16 protein-coding genes are annotated in these 17,815 nt (G+C 42.1%); 15 read left to right on the top strand and 1 reads right to left on the bottom strand.

The window, feature by feature from the left end:
- Positions 1-57: 57 nt before the first annotated feature.
- From pdxA to I588_RS09210, 12 genes are all read left to right on the top strand, one after another.
- On the top strand, positions 58-1,083 hold the full coding sequence (gene pdxA / locus I588_RS09265) for a 4-hydroxythreonine-4-phosphate dehydrogenase PdxA (RefSeq protein ID WP_010755295.1): 1,026 nt from the start codon (positions 58-60) through the stop codon (positions 1,081-1,083).
- Between the two features lie 155 nt (positions 1,084-1,238).
- The gene (locus I588_RS09260; protein ID WP_010755296.1) at positions 1,239-2,411 is read left to right on the top strand and encodes a sialidase family protein; all 1,173 of its coding nucleotides are present in this window, start codon (positions 1,239-1,241) and stop codon (positions 2,409-2,411) included.
- A 77-nt stretch (positions 2,412-2,488) separates the two neighbouring features.
- Complete coding sequence (dapA, locus tag I588_RS09255; protein WP_010755297.1) at positions 2,489-3,397, top strand: 4-hydroxy-tetrahydrodipicolinate synthase; 909 nt, start codon at positions 2,489-2,491, stop codon at positions 3,395-3,397.
- Positions 3,398-3,494: 97 nt separating this feature from the next.
- Positions 3,495-4,778, top strand: coding sequence for an SLC13 family permease (locus I588_RS09250; RefSeq protein WP_010755298.1), 1,284 nt, complete (start codon positions 3,495-3,497; stop codon positions 4,776-4,778).
- A 25-nt stretch (positions 4,779-4,803) separates the two neighbouring features.
- Positions 4,804-5,151, top strand: coding sequence for a VOC family protein (locus I588_RS09245; protein ID WP_010755299.1), 348 nt, complete (start codon positions 4,804-4,806; stop codon positions 5,149-5,151).
- Between the two features lie 198 nt (positions 5,152-5,349).
- The gene (locus I588_RS09240; protein ID WP_010755300.1) at positions 5,350-8,082 is read left to right on the top strand and encodes a cation-translocating P-type ATPase; all 2,733 of its coding nucleotides are present in this window, start codon (positions 5,350-5,352) and stop codon (positions 8,080-8,082) included.
- Between the two features lie 164 nt (positions 8,083-8,246).
- Complete coding sequence (locus I588_RS09235) at positions 8,247-10,736, top strand: sigma 54-interacting transcriptional regulator (protein WP_010755301.1); 2,490 nt, start codon at positions 8,247-8,249, stop codon at positions 10,734-10,736.
- A 145-nt stretch (positions 10,737-10,881) separates the two neighbouring features.
- Complete coding sequence (locus I588_RS09230) at positions 10,882-11,649, top strand: PTS mannose/fructose/sorbose/N-acetylgalactosamine transporter subunit IIC (protein ID WP_211219405.1); 768 nt, start codon at positions 10,882-10,884, stop codon at positions 11,647-11,649.
- Positions 11,636-12,436, top strand: a complete 801-nt coding sequence (locus tag I588_RS09225) for a PTS system mannose/fructose/sorbose family transporter subunit IID (RefSeq protein WP_010755303.1) — start codon at positions 11,636-11,638, stop codon at positions 12,434-12,436. Before I588_RS09230 ends, I588_RS09225 begins: the two co-directional genes overlap by 14 nt.
- A gap of 12 nt (positions 12,437-12,448) precedes the next feature.
- Positions 12,449-12,928 (top strand): PTS sugar transporter subunit IIB, encoded by a 480-nt coding sequence (locus I588_RS09220; RefSeq protein ID WP_010755304.1) that lies wholly within the window; start codon positions 12,449-12,451, stop codon positions 12,926-12,928.
- Between the two features lie 11 nt (positions 12,929-12,939).
- Positions 12,940-13,353, top strand: coding sequence for a PTS sugar transporter subunit IIA (locus I588_RS26410; RefSeq protein WP_010755305.1), 414 nt, complete (start codon positions 12,940-12,942; stop codon positions 13,351-13,353).
- 3 nt (positions 13,354-13,356) lie between these two features.
- Positions 13,357-14,664: a glycoside hydrolase family 32 protein gene (locus I588_RS09210; protein WP_081632965.1), complete on the top strand. Its 1,308-nt coding sequence runs from the start codon at positions 13,357-13,359 to the stop codon at positions 14,662-14,664.
- A gap of 54 nt (positions 14,665-14,718) precedes the next feature.
- On the opposite strand, the gene I588_RS09205 is transcribed toward I588_RS09210, so the two are convergent.
- Positions 14,719-15,285 (bottom strand): histidine phosphatase family protein, encoded by a 567-nt coding sequence (locus tag I588_RS09205; protein WP_010755307.1) that lies wholly within the window; start codon positions 15,283-15,285, stop codon positions 14,719-14,721.
- A 142-nt stretch (positions 15,286-15,427) separates the two neighbouring features.
- Between I588_RS09205 and I588_RS09200 the strand changes: the two genes are divergently transcribed.
- The 3 genes from I588_RS09200 (at position 15,428) to I588_RS09190 (ending at position 17,801) form a co-directional block, all read left to right on the top strand.
- A complete protein-coding gene (locus I588_RS09200) occupies positions 15,428-16,549 on the top strand; it encodes an aminotransferase (RefSeq protein WP_010755308.1) in 1,122 nt (373 codons plus the stop codon).
- Positions 16,550-16,886: 337 nt separating this feature from the next.
- Positions 16,887-17,297 carry a PTS sugar transporter subunit IIA domain-containing protein gene (locus I588_RS09195; protein ID WP_010755309.1) on the top strand — a complete coding sequence of 137 codons (411 nt, stop codon included), beginning with the start codon at positions 16,887-16,889 and terminating at the stop codon, positions 17,295-17,297.
- A gap of 12 nt (positions 17,298-17,309) precedes the next feature.
- Positions 17,310-17,801: a PTS sugar transporter subunit IIB gene (locus I588_RS09190; protein WP_010755310.1), complete on the top strand. Its 492-nt coding sequence runs from the start codon at positions 17,310-17,312 to the stop codon at positions 17,799-17,801.
- The last annotated feature ends 14 nt before the right edge of the window (positions 17,802-17,815 follow it).

Below are 17,815 nucleotides of genomic sequence, written 5' to 3'. Positions count from 1 at the left end.
GCAAAAGAAATTAAGCAGCATTCGTTTCTTACTTATTATAGAAGGAGTTTTGCAGCAATGAAAAAAATCGTCGGTATTACCATGGGAGATCCAGCTGGTATTGGACCAGAAATCGCCTTGAAGGCTTTTCTGAAAGCAGAATTATATGATCGTTGTCGTCCACTGTTAGTCGGTGACAAAAGTGTCCTAGATTATTATTTAGCTCAGCACCCGGAATTGAATGTGACGGTTAATCCTATTGACAAACCAAGTGATGGGAAATACACCTTTGGCACCATTGATTTAATTGATCTGCAGGTGGTTAACATGGATGAACTGCCGATCGGTGAAGTATCCGAAGTTGGCGGTAATGCAGCCTTTCAATACGTGAAAAAAGTCATTGAACTAGCTTTAGCTAAAGAAGTTGATGCCACGGTAACCAATCCATTGAACAAAGAAGCCATGAATGCCGCGGGCCATCATTATGCTGGTCATACGGAAATTTACGCTGACTTAACTGGGACCGACAAATATACCATGATGCTGGCTGACGGCAATTTGCGGGTAGTGCATGTTTCTACTCACGTATCCTTGCGGGAAGCCTGTGACCGGGCGACTAAAGACCGGGTCTTGGATGTCATTCGGATTGCCGATACTGCTTGTAAAAATCTCGGCATTAAAAATCCACGCATTGCCGTAGCTGGATTAAATCCTCATTGCGGGGAAAATGGTTTATTTGGACAAGAAGAAATTAACGAGATCAATCCAGCAGTTGAAGCGGCTAAAGCAGAGGGCATCAATGCTTACGGCTCATTGCCAGCCGATACGGTTTTCTCAAAAGCCAACGGCGGCATGTACGATATTGTTGTGGCTATGTATCATGATCAAGGGCATATTCCCTTGAAGCTGTTGGGATTTGTTTACGATCAAAAGACAGCTAGCTGGGAAGCTGTAAAGGGAGTCAATATTACCTTGAATCTGCCGATCATTCGGACTTCAGTGGATCATGGAACGGCCTTCGACCAGGCTGGCAAGTGGACAGCAAGTGAGTTAAGTCTGGAAAATGCGATTGATTATGCGATTCGCTTAGCTGAAAATTCTTAAAAAACGGTGATCGCTGATTCTTCTTGCTGTGAATTAAATAGTATTAGGCAAGAAGAGCTAGCGGTTGCCGGAAATATTTTATATAACCAAAGTGACGATTAAGCTCAGGCTTAATAGAAATAAACAGATAAAAAATGACGTAGGGGGATTAAAAAATGGCTACAAAATTACCAAGTGTCCGACAATCAGAACCAAATGGTGTGGTCTATCGAGATGAATTTTTAGCTGTCGATTTTGGCCTTATTCCAACTGGCGGTAACAATACTGCCCACGCACCAACGCTGATTGAGACAAAAGACGGCGGTTTGCTGTGTGCCTGGTTTGCTGGAAGCTTTGAAGGCAGCGGGGATATTTCTATCGTGGTTTCCAAGCTTGATCCAGAAAAACAGGTTTGGTCAGTACCTGTAACTGTCTCGAAAGGAGAAGACCGCAGTGAGCAAAATCCGGCCTTCTTTAGATCACCGGATGGCGAAATTTGGTTAATTTATACGTCGCAAGTTAGTCGCCAGGAAGGTAAGGACAACATGCAGTTTACGTCGGTTATCATGGTTCAAAAATCCAGCGATGAAGGACAAACCTGGGGAGAACCAGAAGTATTGTTTGCCAATGAAGGGACCTTCTCACGCCAAGCGATACAAATCTTAAGCAACGGCCGCTGGATTTTCAGTACCTGGTTGTGTGAAGATTCGCCAGACGGATTAACCAATGATCCAACAGAATTTCAAGTATCTGATGATGAAGGACAAACCTGGACAGCAGTTCGGATGCCTGACAGCAGCGGACGTGTTCACGCTAACATTGTGGAAGTAGAAGATGGACATTTAGTAGCCTTCATGCGCAGTCGTTTCGCGGATCATGTTTACAGCAGTGAATCCTTTGACTTTGGCGACAGCTGGAGTGTGCCGGAACCGACAGTATTGCCGAATAACAATGCAAGTGTCAGCGCTATCCGCTTGCAGTCTGGCGAAGTAGCCTTGGCGTATAACTTAAATGCAGCCAATCATGCAGCCTTCGGAAAAGTAGCTTGGCCAGGATTACGAAATCCAGTTGCCGTTTCCGTAACAGAAGATTTTGGCAAAACTTGGCCGATCGGTCGCGTATTTGAACCAGCAGAAGGCTATATTGGGATTGAAAACAAAACCAACAATTCGCAGCATGAGTATCCAACGCTTTATCAAGATAGCCAAGGCATATTGCATTTAGTTTATGCCTACAAAAATCGTCTTTGCGTAAAATATGTCCGTTTTACAGTGGAAGATTTATTTGGAGAAAAACGGGAGACTGAAGGCTTATATAACCCAACCTCAGGTGAAGGGGTACTGGAATAAGTCTTTTGAGAGAAGCACCAATTGAGTAAATGATACCGCATTCTTAATGATAAACAACACAAAAAGGAGAGAATTAAATGAAACCAACAGAATTAAAAGGAATTATTACCCCGATCTTAACCCCTATGAATGAGGACGAAACACTGAATTTAGAAGAACTGCGGGCTCAGGTTGACCGCATGATCGATAACGGCATTCACGGGATTTTCCCTTTTGGAACCAACGGTGAAGGCTACATTTTAACCGCAGAAGAAAAGAAATTAGTGGTTGAAACAGTGGTAGACCAAACCAATGGACGTGTACCCGTGTATGCTGGAACGGGCACCCTTTCTACCAAAGAAACAATTGAACAAAGTAAAATGGCGCAGGCTGCCGGAGCTGATGTGTTATCAATCATCACACCAAGCTTTGCTGCAGCGAGTCAGGATGAGTTATACACGCACTACAAAACAGTGGCGGAAGCAGTTGATATGCCGATTGTTTTATACAATATTCCGGCTCGGACTGGAAATGCGTTAACACCGGCAACTGTAGGTCGTTTAGCAGAAATTGATAACATTATTGGTGCCAAAGATTCTAGCGGGAATTTCGCCAACATTCTGGGCTATATTGACGCTGGGAAGAAGAAAACCAACGGTAAATTCTATACCCTGTCTGGCAATGATCAGTTGATTATTTGGACCTTGTTAGCAGGAGGAACTGGAGGCATAGCTGGTTGTGCCAATGTTTATCCGCAGACTATGGCGTCGATCTATGACCTGTTTATGGAAGGCAAGATCGAGGAAGCTAAAAAAGCCAATGAAAGTATTCAAAGCTTTAGAGCCTGCTTCAAGTACGGCAATCCCAATACCATTGTAAAAACAGCTACGCGTTTATTGGGACATAATGTAGGACCTTGCCGGGCACCATTTAATCAAGTGCCGGAAGAGGGGATTGAAGCTATCAAGAAAGTGTTGGAAGAAAATAAAGCTAAAGGGATGAAATAGTTGAAGCAGCGATGATGATCGGTGCCATTGCGGATAGAGTATGCTCCTTGTATTCTATCCCGCCAATGGATCGATGAATAAAGCTTAGGAGGGTATTATGACTATTGAAATGATTATTGCTTTGGCAATCACTGCCTTCATGATTTTGTTAATTATGATTGACAAATTGCCGTTTGGTGCACCACCATTGTTTGCCTGTATCTTGCTGGTAATTTTTGGCATCGCCGATATTAAAGGCGCCTTTGCTGGATTCTCCAATTCCACGATTATTATGTTAGCTGAGTTTATGGCTATTATTGCGGCCCTGCAGAAAACGAATTTCATTGTGGTGTTTAAAAGGGCCATGTTTGCCATGGCAAATAAGGGCGGCTTCAAATCCTACATGCTGATTATTTTGGTTGTTATGTTGGGCTGCAGCATGTTTGGAACAGGTTCAACCGCCTACTATGTATTAACCATTGGTTTGCTTTCAACGTTACCTTATAGTAAAAAACTTCCTCCTTCTAAAGTAATCATGACGGCAGGTTTTGCTGCGAACCATCCATTGATTCCTTTTAATACAGCCTTGCAGTACGGAATTGTCATCGCTGTACTGGGAGCGGCGGGACAAGCAGTCAATGTTTCGGTTTTCAAATTTGCTATTGTCAATTTATTCTTATCTCTGGGATTCTTGTTAAACTGTGTCATTCAATATAAATTCTTGCCGGATCATCCCATCAAGGATGAAGATACCGAAGAGGTTGGTACTGAAGGAAATGAAACCGTTTCGTTATTACCTCAATGGAAACAAAATGTTACTTATGCAGCCTTTATCTTTGCCGTGGTTGGTATGCTGCTGCAAAGCAGAATCGGCGATGCTGGCTATGCGATGGCGGGGTTGTCGGTTGCAGTCATTTTAGTTGTTGGCGTGCTGGATTTTACGGAAATTAGGGATGCGATTAGTGCACCTATCATTTTAATGTCAGCCGGTGTTATTGGTGTGGCAGATGCTTTGGGAAGTACCGGGCTTACTAATTTAGTAGGCGAAACGGTTGCCGGAATGTTAGGTAACAATATTAATCCTTTTATGATGATCTTTGCTTTCTGTATTTTGACTAGTCTGCTAGCGACATTGACAGGGTCAACGATAGGAACGGTGTATGTATTTACACCGCTAGCCATTGCAGTTTGTTCCAATCTTGGATTAGATCCTACCGCAGCTGCCTGTGCAATTGTTATTTCCGGCTGGTGTGGACACTTCTTGCCAATTGACGGAATGCCGGCAATGATTTTAGGTTATGGAAAATATTCAGCAAAAGAATTTTGGGTATTTACCATTCCTCAGTATTTCATTCGGTTGATTGCTTTGACCGTTGGCGCGTTAATTATGTTCCCTATGTAAATTTTTTAAGGAAGAGGTATGAATAATGACAAACAAATTTGAATTAGAGCATATTGGTATTAATACGGAAAATGCACAGGAGGCTGAAGAGTTGGCACAGCTGTTAAGCAGCATGTTCAATTTAACACCTCGGCATGGACAGAAGTCGGAATTCGCTGGTGACTATTTTGAGTGCATGCGCAGCCCGTTCTTAGGAAAGAACGGCCACATTGCGATGCGAACCGCTGATTTGGAAGGTGCGGTAGCTGAGCTGAAGGACAAAGGCTTGAGCTTCAATATGGACACAGCTGCCTATGATGAAGAGGAAAAGCTAAAAAATATTTATTTAGCAGGAGAATTTGGCGGGTTTGCCATTCACATTTTGAAGAAGTAACCTAGATTAAATCTGCTAATTTTATAACATTAGTTATCATCGGTTAAAGAAAATAGCATGAGGGAGTAACTGGCAGCGCAGGCTGTGGCAGCATCACCAATCCTGAAAGAAATTTCTGGTGCTGTCTTAAACAGTGAGACTTGTGTATGTTTAAGGCATATACAGGTCTCTTTTTTTAGCAAATAAAAGGAGGCAACTATGACGGAACAACAGAAGAATGTAAGCTTTTATGCGTTAGATACAGCAAGTACTTTAGCTGAGGTGAAGGCCTCACCGACAGGTTTAAGTAAGAAGGAAGCGCAAAAGCGATTAGAAATTTATGGAAAAAATGAACTAGCAGAAGGCAAGAAAAAAAGTTTAATCATGAAGTTTGCCGAGCAGTTCAAGGATTTTATGATCTTGGTTTTATTAGCAGCTGCCATTATTTCGGCGATTGTTTCTCATGAGATTGTCGATTCCATGATTATTCTTTTGGTGGTAATTATTAATGCAATAATGGGTGTCTTTCAAGAATCTAAGGCTGAGCAGGCAATTGAAGCCTTGAAGCAAATGTCGACGCCCAATGCCAATGTGCTGCGAGATGGTCATACGCTGTCAATTAAAAGTGACGAATTGGTTCCAGGAGATATTGTTTTGCTGGAAGCTGGGGATGTAGTTCCGGCTGACCTGCGTCTTTTAGAGGCAGCCTCTTTGAAGATTGAAGAGGCCGCTTTGACTGGAGAATCGGTTCCGGTGGAAAAAGAATTGGTTGTTCTGCCAGCAGAAGACATCGGTATCGGTGACCGAATAAACATGGCTTTTTCTAACAGTAACGTTACCTATGGTCGAGGAAAAGGCGTGGTAGTTAATACTGGAATGAGTACCGAAGTTGGTAAGATCGCAGACATGCTGGCGCAGGCAGATGAAACGGAAACACCGTTGAAAAACAACTTAAATGAATTAGGAAAATTCTTGACCATTGCGATTATTGTGATTGCGATCATCATGTTTGTTGTGGGAACTGTATTTAATGGAACGTCGTTTGTGGATATGCTGTTAACCTCGATTTCTTTAGCAGTGGCAGCTATTCCAGAGGGGCTACCAGCAATTGTAACCATTATTTTAGCGTTGGGTACACAGGTTATGGCGAAACGTAATTCGGTCATTCGCAAGCTGCCGGCAGTCGAAACATTGGGTAGTACAGATATTATCGCTTCCGATAAAACCGGGACCTTAACCTTGAATCAAATGACAGTAGAAAAGCTGTACTATGATTTCCATCAGGTGGCTTCAACGGAACCGATTGAGTTAACGAATAAAGCTCTGCGGATTATGAATTATGTTAATGATACAAAGGTAGCTCAAGATGGTTCTCTAATCGGTGATCCTACAGAAACAGCCCTAGTTCAGTTTGGCTTGGATCATCAACTAGATTTAGCTGATTGCTTGAAGCAGGAACCACGTGTGGCTGAATTGCCCTTTGATTCAGAGCGAAAATTAATGAGTACCATTCACCAAACGGCTAATGGAAAATACTTAGTAGCAGTTAAGGGAGCACCGGATGTATTGATCGAGCGAACCACCCGTGTGTTGTCACAGGATCAAGAATTGCCAATGACTCAAGAGCAAAGACAAGAAATCCTATTTAACAATACAGATATGGCGAAGCAGGCTCTGCGGGTCTTAGCGATGGGTTATAAATATCTTGATGAACTACCGGAAAAATTGACTTCAGAGGAGCTGGAAAATGAGTTAGTTTTTGCCGGCTTGGTGGGAATGATCGATCCAGAAAGAAAAGAAGCTGCTGAAGCCGTTCGTTTAGCTAAATCAGCAGGAATTCGACCAATTATGATTACCGGTGACCATAAGGATACGGCTGAGGCGATTGCCGTCCGCTTAGGTATTATCCGTGCTGGAAACGACAAGGCTGTGCTGACTGGCGCAGAATTAAATGAAATGACCGATGAAGAATTTGCAAAGCGAGTTTATGACTACTCTGTGTATGCTCGGGTATCCCCAGAGCATAAGGTTCGTATCGTTAAAGCCTGGCAAAAAGAGGGCAAGGTTGTTGCCATGACTGGTGATGGCGTGAATGATGCACCTTCATTAAAGCAAGCAGACATCGGTATCGGTATGGGAATCACCGGAACAGAGGTTTCCAAGGGAGCTTCTGATATGGTTCTGGCCGATGACAACTTTGCCACAATTGTCGTAGCCGTCGAAGAAGGACGCAAGGTGTTTTCAAATATCCAGAAAACGGTCCAGTATTTGCTGGCGGCTAATTTAGGGGAAGTGTTGACTTTATTCCTTGCGACTTTATTTGCTTGGGATACCCTGCTGCCGATTCACTTATTGTGGATCAATTTAGTCACCGACACTTTCCCAGCGATTGCTTTAGGAATGGAGCCGGCGGAAAAAGACTTAATGAGTCACAAACCAAGAGGACGTAATTCCAATCTTTTCTCTGGTGGCGTCTTTAGCAGTATTATTTATCAAGGAATTTTAGAAGGAGGCATTACGCTGTTTGTATACTGGTTCTCTCTGCGGTATCCAGCTCACACAGCCTTGAACATGCCAGGACTTTCTGAGCAGGCATTATATACATTGCAGCATGCCGATGCTTTGACTATGTGCTTTGCGACACTTGGGTTTATGCAGCTTTTCCATGCCTTCAATGTGAAATCCGTTAAGCAGTCGATTTTCAAGGTGGGACCGTTCCGCAATAAAGCCTTCAACTGGGCAATTCTGTTGTCCTTTGCATTGATGGGCGTAATTATATTGGTACCAGGACTGAATGATATCTTCCGGGTAGCTTCACTTAACGCTGGTCAGTGGGCTGTAGTAGCAGGGGCTTCCTTCTCAATCATCCCAATTGTTGAAATTGTAAAATTTGTTCAGCGAAAGGTTGAGACTGTACAAGAGAAAGAACAAAGTCTTCCTGTAAATAATTAATAGTTTTCAGGCACTAAAACAGCTGTTTATCAGCGTTTTAGTGCCTTTTTTCTACATTAATAAGCGGCATGAGAATGAACGAGCCAATGATTTAAAAAGTCGGTTTCTGTCACGCTATTGATTTTTTTGCCTTGGTCACGTATAAAGGAATGGAGGTGGGGAAGATGTATAGTGGAGAAATTTTGTTAGCAAAAATAAAAGCAACGCTTGCGCAGGGAGAAAAATTCACAGCTGCTGATATTGTTCAGCAGACTAATTTATCTCGCAGTATGGTATCAAATTACTTAAATCAATTAGTGAAGGCGGGAGAGCTGGCGAAGGAAAATACCCGACCAACTCAATTTTGGCTGCCCGAGGTGACGGATGTTTTTGCTGAGGTGATTGGTAGTGAGTTTAGTTTGCGGCCAATTATTGAACAATGTAAGGCGGCAGTGAATTACCCACCAAACGGTTTGCCAGTAATTTTGCGCGGCAGCAGCGGGGTTGGCAAGAGTATGCTCGCTCGAAAAGTTTATGAATACGCAGTATCCCAGAAGGTTATTCCAGCGGATGCTCCTTTTATCGTCTTGAATTGTGCAGATTATGCGAACAATCCTGAGCTGTTGTCTTCTGTTCTTTTTGGTTATGTGAAGGGGGCTTTTACAGGAGCTGAGGGAGAGAAAAAAGGCTTGCTGGATGCGGCTGATGGCGGTTATCTCTTTTTGGATGAGGTTCATAATTTGTCGCAGGAAAATCAGGAAAAGCTCTTTTTACTCATTGATCAAAAGCAATTTCGTCGTTTAGGAGAAGAGGAGCAGTGGCAGGCAGCCGATATTCGCTTGATTTTAGCAACAACTGAAGAAACCAGCAGCAGCTTACTGGCAACCTTTAGACGAAGAATTCCCTTAGAGGTAACTTTGCTGGACTTCAAAGATCGGACTCGAAATGAACGAATCCAGCTAATTTTAACCTTCTTTTTTTTGGAGGCTAGACAGATGAACAAGAAAATTTGTCTGCACCCATCGTTAATCCACCAGCTTTTGTCCAATGAAGAAGAGGGCAACGTTGGAGCAATTCAAAACAAAATAAAGCTTATGTGCGCAGCTACATATAATCAACAGACTTCTCTGACGAATTTATTCATTCCAAGTGCTGGACTAGAGCATTATATTGAAATCAATCCGGAGCATTTTGAAATGAAGGAGACTCTTCGTACAAATGAACTGGAAGACCTGATTCATCAGTACATAGAGGGAAAAGAATTTGATGAACTAATTAAACAGGTGCCGCTGCTTATTAAAGAGCTGGAAGTCTTGTTTCCGGATAAAGAGTTGTCCGCCAGCACTGTAATGGTGAGGACCCAACTGCAGGAAGGCAAAGAACAGTTCGCTCATTTTGGTACGGAACTGACGGAGCAGCAGATTTACCAGTTAGCTTTATTAATTGATCTTTTTAGAGAAAAAGTGTCAATTACCCTTCCGTCGATTGAACACAAACGTATGTCTAAATACTTCAATATGGCAAAAAGGTTGTTGGAAATTACCGAAACAGAAGCATCAGAGGTGTTGTTGTATTTGCTGGCAGGCTATTTCGTCAATCAGCTGCCGATTGTCAGTCAGAAGAATGCCTTAATTCTCATGCACGGCAAGCAGTCGGCCTCCAACTTAGTGAGGGAGGTTAATTGTTTAGTTGATGACTATATTTTTGAGGCTTTTGATATGCCGATTCAGGTTGAGACGAAAGAAATTGTTGCTAAAGTCAATCGTTATGTTTCCCAGGTGGATACTCAGGATGGACTGATTTTACTAGTGGATATGGGGTCTCTGGAAAAAATGTATGAAGAAATTAAGGACAACGTCAGTGGAGATTTACTAATTGTGAACAATGTTTCTACTGCGTTAGCCCTACATTTTGGCTTTGCTTTGAAGCAAAATCGGCCGATAGAGTATTTTACTACCATGGATTACAGTGATTTCAATGTAAAACCGCAATATTTTGAGGGGATTTCTCAATCGCCCAACATTGTCATTTCCTGTATGTCTGGTGATGGTATTGCTGACAAGGTTAAGGAGATTTTTCTGCAGCAGGAACCGAAGACGAATATCGAAATTGTCTTAATGGCGTTTGATGAATTGAAACAGTTGGAAAAGGAAAGAAGTTTGACTTCTTTTAAAAATACTTTGTTGATTATCAGTACGTCAAAGGTTTCAGTGGCGGGAGTCAAAAGTTTAAATATTGAAAATCTGGTTAACGGCAGCCAAACGCTGGACTTTTTACACACAATTTATTCTGAGGAGCAGCTGAAGCTTATCACCAATGAGATTGTTAAACTATTTACGATTGAGGGAGCCAGTGCTCGTCTCCGTTTCTTAAACCCTGATATGGTCATTAATGAAATCGAGACAGTGATTGCAGCGTTGGAGAACAAATATCAAGTCGTGTTTAAAAACTTCATTCGAGTAAATCTGTTTTTGCATTTGTCTTCGATGATCGAGCGTCTGCTGGTAGGAGATGTTAGTGATGGAACATCGAGTGATCAAAGTACACAATTTAAAGAGTTTATTACAGCTGCCACGATAATCTTTGCTCCAATTTGTCAGAAATACAATATTCAAATTCCGGATAAGGAGTTTGAATACATCTATCAAATCATTCATTCGCAATTGAAAAGCTAGTGTTGATTCAATTTAGCTAGTGTTTGTGACCGGCAAACACTAGCTTTTTCTGTAGTAAAGCTGCTGTAAAGGGGTTTGTAGTCGTTTTAGAAGTTGGCACACCACTTGCTTATAGATAAGTAAAGAAGGAGGAGAAAAAATGGATATTCAATTTTGGCAAGTAGCACTTATTGTGTTGTATGGATTTTTCATCAATTATGACAAAAACGGAACAATGCTGGGGACCTCTCAGCCGGTTACTGCGGGGATGCTGATAGGTCTGATTTTAGGGGACATTACAACTGGACTTTATATTGGTGGAACATTGCAGCTGATGACGTTGGGAATTTCAAGCTTTGGTGGTGCTTCAGTACCTGATTATCAAACGGCAGCTTTGGTAGGTACTTATATTGCTATTACCACGGGACAAGAAGCATCAATTGGAATTACCTTAGCGATACCAGTAGCCATGTTGATGGTTCAATTGGATGTTCTAAAATGGACGACCAATATTTTTTTCCAAAACAAAGCGGAGAAATATGCGGATGAGGAAAATTATAAAGCAGTTGAACTGATGCATTTATGTGGTGTAGCCAATACCATGTTAACATCTGGTATTCCGGTTTTACTTACGGTGATTGTCGGACCAACTGTTGTAGGAAAAGTTATCGAGTATATCCCTGAATGGTTAACAGGTGGCTTAACGGTTGCTGGAGGGTTATTACCAGCTTTGGGGATTGGCTTGCTGTTAAGATATTTACCAGTCAAAAGCTATTTTGGCTACTTAATTATCGGGTTTGTAGTAGCAGTTTATTTAAATATTCCAATTCTAGGTGTTGCTTTGCTAGGTACGGCCATTGCCTTGATTTTATTCAAGAAAAATAGTACGGCACAACCTGTTCAAACTGTAGGAGGGATGGATGAAGATGAGTAATCAAGTGAGTCAAAAAGCGAAAAATCGTACATTGCTGCGTTGGATGTTAAACGGTGGTGCCTCACTAAACTACGAAAAAATGATGGGGTTAGCCTACGCGTATTCTATGATGCCGTTTTTAAAAGAAAATTATCAAGACGATCCAGCAGGTTTGAAGCAGGCTGTGAAGATGCATTTACAATTTTTCAATACTAGTCCGTATGTTGCTCCTTATGTAATGGGCGTAAATATGGGTGTCGAAGAAGTGGAAAAGGCGAAAAACTTAGATACGATTATGGCGCTAAAAACTGGCTTAATGGGACCACTGGCAGGTTTAGGTGACAGTGTTTTTGTAGTCATTCCTTGGACAATTTTTGGTGCAATTGCGGCAAATATGGCTCTGGAAGGCAGTGTTGTCGGGATCGTAATCTGGATTGCTGTTACGTGGTTATTGAAGGCGTTAGGAATTCCGTTGTTTAAAGCAGGCTTGAAATCAGGAACGAGTTTATTGGCTTCGATTGAAACGAAGCTAAAGGCTATCACTGAAAGTGTAGCGATTCTAGGATTGATGGTGGTGGGGGCACTAATCCCAACTGTAATTAAAGCAAATTTGGCCTTTACCTTTAAACAAGGGTCACTGGAAATGACGGGAGACGAAATTCTTAATCAGATTATGCCAGGTGTTATTCCGGCCTTGCTAGTCTTCGCAGTATACTATTTATTAGGAAAAAAAGTAAAACCGATCTATATTATTTTGATCATTATGGTTTTATCTGTCGGACTATATGCACTAAATATCTTAAAATAAGGAGTGGAAAAAATGGAAGGAATTATTCATATTCGCGTAGATGATCGCTTGATTCATGGACAAGTTGCAACTCAATGGACTAACGAGCTGGGAGCAAGCCGCATTATGGTAATCAACGATGATGTAGCAGTGAACGATGTGCAAAAAACAGTTTTGAGGATGGCTGCACCACCAAATGTAGCCACCTCTATCATTACTAAACAAACGGCAGCCACCAATATTTTGGCTGGAAAATACAAAGGACAAAAGGTCCTAATTGTAGTGAAGAGTCCAGTTGATTTACTGGATTTGATGGAAATGGGCTTGCCCATTCAAACGGTCAATGTCGGCAATATGTCAGTACGTGAGGGAACTCGTCATGTTCGCCCAACGGTCAGTATTACTGAAACTGAAGAAGCGGCTTTTAAAGAGCTGCTAAATCGCGGCGTTGAAATCACCACGATCATGGTTCCAGGAGACAACAAAATTTACTTGAAGGATGTCATTGTGTAGGAGAGGGTAGCATGTACGAAATAATCATTGCCAGCCATGGACCGCTGGCCTCAGCTATGAAGGAATCATTAAGCTTCTTTTTCCCAGAAAACGATCTTTACACAGTTGAAATCGACCAATCTGGAATTGAGCAATTTCATGTTAAGATGCAGGAAACAATGGAACAGCTTCAGGAGCAGCCGCTATTAATTTTTACGGATTTGCTCTATGGAACGCCCTTTAACGTTGCAGCCAAATGTGCTGGCGAATATGCTAAGGAATTTGAAATTATCGCGGGGGTTAATTTACCTTGTTTAGTTGAGGCAGTTAATTTGAGAAAGCAGCAGCAATCGTTAAAGCAGGCTGTCCCTCAGCTATTAACCGCTGGCGCTCTATCAACCTTCACTCAACAGGTAAAGCTGCGAACGAATGAAGACGATGAATAGAAGGTGAACAGATTGACACGCTATGGTTATCATATTGCCCCGCTGCAGGGCTGGAGCAACGATCCCAATGGTTTATGCTATTTTCAAGAACGTTATCATGTGTTTTTTCAAAACAATCCGCTAGCAACGAATACGAAAACGATTGGCTGGGCGCATGTTTCTTCTGTGGATTTGATTCATTGGACGAGGGAACCAATGGCCTTACTGCCAGACCAGGATTACGATCGGGATGGGTGCTTTTCAGGGAGTGCAATTCAAGTGGGAGAAGCACTGTACTTGCTGTATACTGGGCACAAAAATCTTGCACAGAACTATGCAGAAACGCAGTGCTTAGCTGTTAGTCAGGATGGAGTCGTTTTTGAAAAACTCGACAATAATCCGATCATTACGACACCACCTGCAGGCAATACCCATCGCTTTCGCGACCCTAAAGTTTGGCAGGAGCAGGAGAAATTTTATGCGGTAATTGGTGGTGAGAGTCAGGAAAACTTGGGTCAGGTCAGTCTTTACCAAAGCGACAGCATCACCGGACCTTGGGAATATGTAAGGCAAGTTGCTCAAGCGCAGGCGGGTCAAGGAACCATGTGGGAATGTCCAGATTATTTCACTCTCGATGGGAAAAGGGTGCTGTTGGTTTCGCCTAAAGGGTTGGATACTTCCTACAAAGGCGGCTTCGATACAACATACTTTATTAGTGATGAATCAACATGCTTTGAAGAAATGCAAGTCTTGGATGCAGGTACGGATTTTTATGCTGCGGCTACTTTTTTTGATCCAATCAATGAGCGTCGTTTAGTGTGGGCTTGGTTTGGTTTGCCTGGTGAGCAGGAAAAGGAAACTCAGCACCAGGTAGGAGCTTTAACCCTGCCGCGAGAGTTGCGAGTTAAGGATGGACATCTCCGGATGCAGCCGATTGCGGAGCTGTGTGAGTTGCGGGAGCAGCACCAGAAGCTAGTCAATGGGATGGTAATTGGGGGAACAACAGAACTTATTTTTCAATCCAAAAATCTATCTGCTTTTACCCTTAAATTAAGTACGGAGCAAGCCAGCTATAAAATTAGCTATGCTCATCAGCAGCTAATGCTTGAAATTAAAGATGTGTTTAGAAATAGAAGCAAAACGGTCTCACTGGCTATGATTGAAGAGGTTCGTCTATTTCTTGACCGAGGACTAACCGAATTGTTTATTAACGATGGACAACTTGCTTTTACCAACAAATGTGAGTTAAGTGGTCCAATAAAAGTAGAAACCAACGGAATTACTGATGGAAATGTTTATTTACTGGCTGCTGATGAAAAAATTTGGCAGTAGTTTTCTACATACAAAGCAAGGGAAGGAGCGCAAAAAGGCTATCCTTCCCTTGTTTTAGTTTTTATTAGGGTCGTTAATTTCCAGCAACCGAAAGGTGTCATCAGAAAATTCAAATTTTAATATGCAGCAGTTACCCAAACGTCCCGAGTGAGCAAGGTCACTAGTATGGGCCCAAGTGCTGATAAATTGGCGGCAGCAAGCTCCGTGAGAAACCATCAGGACATGCTCGTGTTTTTCTTTTTTCATTAGGTCAAGAATCGTCGCGGCAACGCGTTTTCTAAAAGGTTCTTCGCCTTCTCCGCCAAAATCGACAAAGAAATCGTCGTAAGGAAGCGGTGGAATTAAGTAATCATGCTCCCCCTCCATCGCCCCAAAATTCCATTCTTTCAAGCCTTTGATTCGTTGATAAGGCAAGTCGGTAATCAGCTCCAGGGTGTCGCTTGTTCGCTCTGAGGTGGATGAGTAGGCACTTCCTAACGGAATATCTGTAAAATATTCAGCGGCTGCTCGTGCTTGTTGCTTGCCCAATTCGGTTAATGGCGAATCGCACCAGCCCTGCATTTTTCCCTGCTGATTAAATAGGGTTTGTCCATGTCGCATTAAATAAAGTGTTTGTACCAAATAAATCCCTCCGCTTTTTCTGATACTCTCATTGTAACCTAACAAAGACTTGCTAAGGTGATAAGATTGCAAAAACTCTCTGACTATAAATGTCGGGTTTGTGGTATATTTTAAGAAAAGATGATGGGAAAGGAAGAAACGAATGAGAATTGAACCTTTTAAGGTCGAATTATGGATGAATGAGCACGAGGAAAAAGCCGTTTATAATACGGGAGAAACCTGTGTGGACTCTTTAAGCGTTGATGAATTGTTTGAGCTAGCTGGTATAAACAAAGAAGAAAAATTGACTGAATTGATGGAAAAAAGACTGACCTATGGCCATATTTTCGGCAATCCTGTTTTTAAAAAAGGGATCGCTTCTTTATATCAAGGAATTGAATCGGAACAAGTTTTAACCACTCACGGCGCAATTGGAGCAAATCACTTGGTTCTTTATTCAATGATTGAACCAGAGGATGAAGTGGTAGCAGTACTGCCGACTTATCAGCAATTGTATTCAATTCCTGAATCCTTTAGAGCAACCGTTAAACGGCATACGTTAACACCAGAAAACAATTTTCTGCCTGATTTAGCGGAGGTTCGCAAGCTGGTGTCTGACAAGACTAAGATGATTATCATTAACAATCCGAATAATCCGGCTGGTTCTTTGATGGATCAAGAAATGCTGCAGGAAATTGCAGCCATCGCTCAATCAGTGGATGCCTATGTTTTATCCGATGAAACGTATCGCGGCTTGACTCAAGCAGAGGAAGCAAACCCGTCGATTGTTGATCTATATGCTAAAGGAATCAGCGTCAGCAGTATGTCGAAGGTCTTTTCTTTAGCTGGTTTGCGTCTAGGTTGGATTGCTGCAACGGATCCTGAGGTGGTTGAGCAGTGCAGCTTGCATCGTGATCACAACACGATCAGCTGTGGCATGCTGGATGAGGAGCTGGCGGGGATTGCACTGGCTAACAAAGACAAAATTTTGGCCCGCAACAAAAAAATCGTACGCGATAATTTAGCAATTTTAGACGAGTGGGTGCAAAAAGAGCCTCACATTCGTTACGTGAAGCCTCAGGCAGGAACGGTTACCTTGCTGTATTACGATTTTGATCGTCCTAGCCGGGAGTTGTGTATCGACCTGATTGATAATCATGGCTTGTTGTTCACCCCAGGGGATTGCTTTGAATTTGAGCATTGTGTCCGAATCGGCTATGCTTGCAAAACGGAAGAATTAATCGCCGGATTAGCTAAATTTTCTGAGTATTTGGCGAAGATATAAAATAAAAGAGCGGCTTCCCTTAAAAGTGAGGGGGAAGCCGCTCTTTTTCTAATTTCTTACGATTAAATGAAAAATAGTGAAGAAGAGTGAGAATTATTCCTTCGATAGAAATAAAAAAAACGAACCGACGGACTGCTAAACAATACCCCATTTATGATTAGTGAACTAAAAATTGACGAGTAGATTCTAGTCAGCAGCTGAACTGTTTAACCTGTTGAAGAATCGCTCTATCTGTTTAAACACATCGAAAGGTCGAAAAAAGACTGCTGTTATAGCCTTTTTGACCTTTTGTTTTTTTGGCATGGCACTTGCTTAATAATAAAGTGAGGTGAAGAAAATGGAGAGACAGTATATGATCGCCACCCATGGTGAACTGGCCGCAGGCTTCCAGAGTTCGTTAAATGTGTTGGCGGAAAAAGGAAACGAAATTGAAATTATCAATGCGTATATAACCGATGAGGATTATACACCCAAAATCGTTGCATTTATTGACGAGGTGCCTGATGAGAAGCAGGCAGTGATTTTTACTGATTTGTTTGGCGGCAGTGTCAATCAAAAGGTAGTCACGGAAGTAATGACGGCTAAGAAATCAAATGTTTTTGTGGTGTCAAATGCAAATTTAGCCATCGTCCTTTCCATTATTTTTTTAGAAGAACCATTGAGTAATGAAAAAATCGAACAGGTGATTTCTGAGTGCCAAGTACAGCTTGTTCAAGCAACTAATTCAGAAGAAGAAGCATTTTTTTAGGAGGAAAAGAGAATGATTACCCAAATTAGAGTAGATGACCGTCTGATTCATGGACAAGTAGCCGTAGTATGGACCAAAGAATTGAATGCTCCCTTGTTAGTAGTTGCTAACGATGAAGCTGCCAAAAATGAAGTGATGCAAATGACCTTAAAAATGGCCGTTCCTAATGGGATGAAGCTGCTGATTCGTTCGGTAGAAGACTCCATTGAGCTATTCAACGATCCACGAGGAAAAGATAAGCGGATATTCGTAATTGTCAATAGCGTTTCGGATGCTAATAAGATTGCACAGCAGGTAGCCGATGTTGAGACAGTGAATGTTGCCAATGCTGGCCGCTTCGACAAATCTGACCCTAAATCCAAAGTGATGGTTTTTCCTAGTGTTCAGTTAAACCCTGATGAATTAGCTGCTGCTAAAGAGCTGGCTGCCTTAGAGCGGGTAGACAGCTACAATCAAGTGCTGCCCAGCAATCCTAAGTCAGGCTTAAAAGCAGCGTTGAACTAATAATAGAGGAGGAA

The sequence above is a fragment of the Enterococcus pallens ATCC BAA-351 genome (assembly GCF_000407485.1).
Taxonomy (GTDB): Bacteria; Bacillota; Bacilli; order Lactobacillales; family Enterococcaceae; genus Enterococcus_A; species Enterococcus_A pallens.
This window is presented reverse-complemented; position numbering and strand designations above follow the sequence as displayed.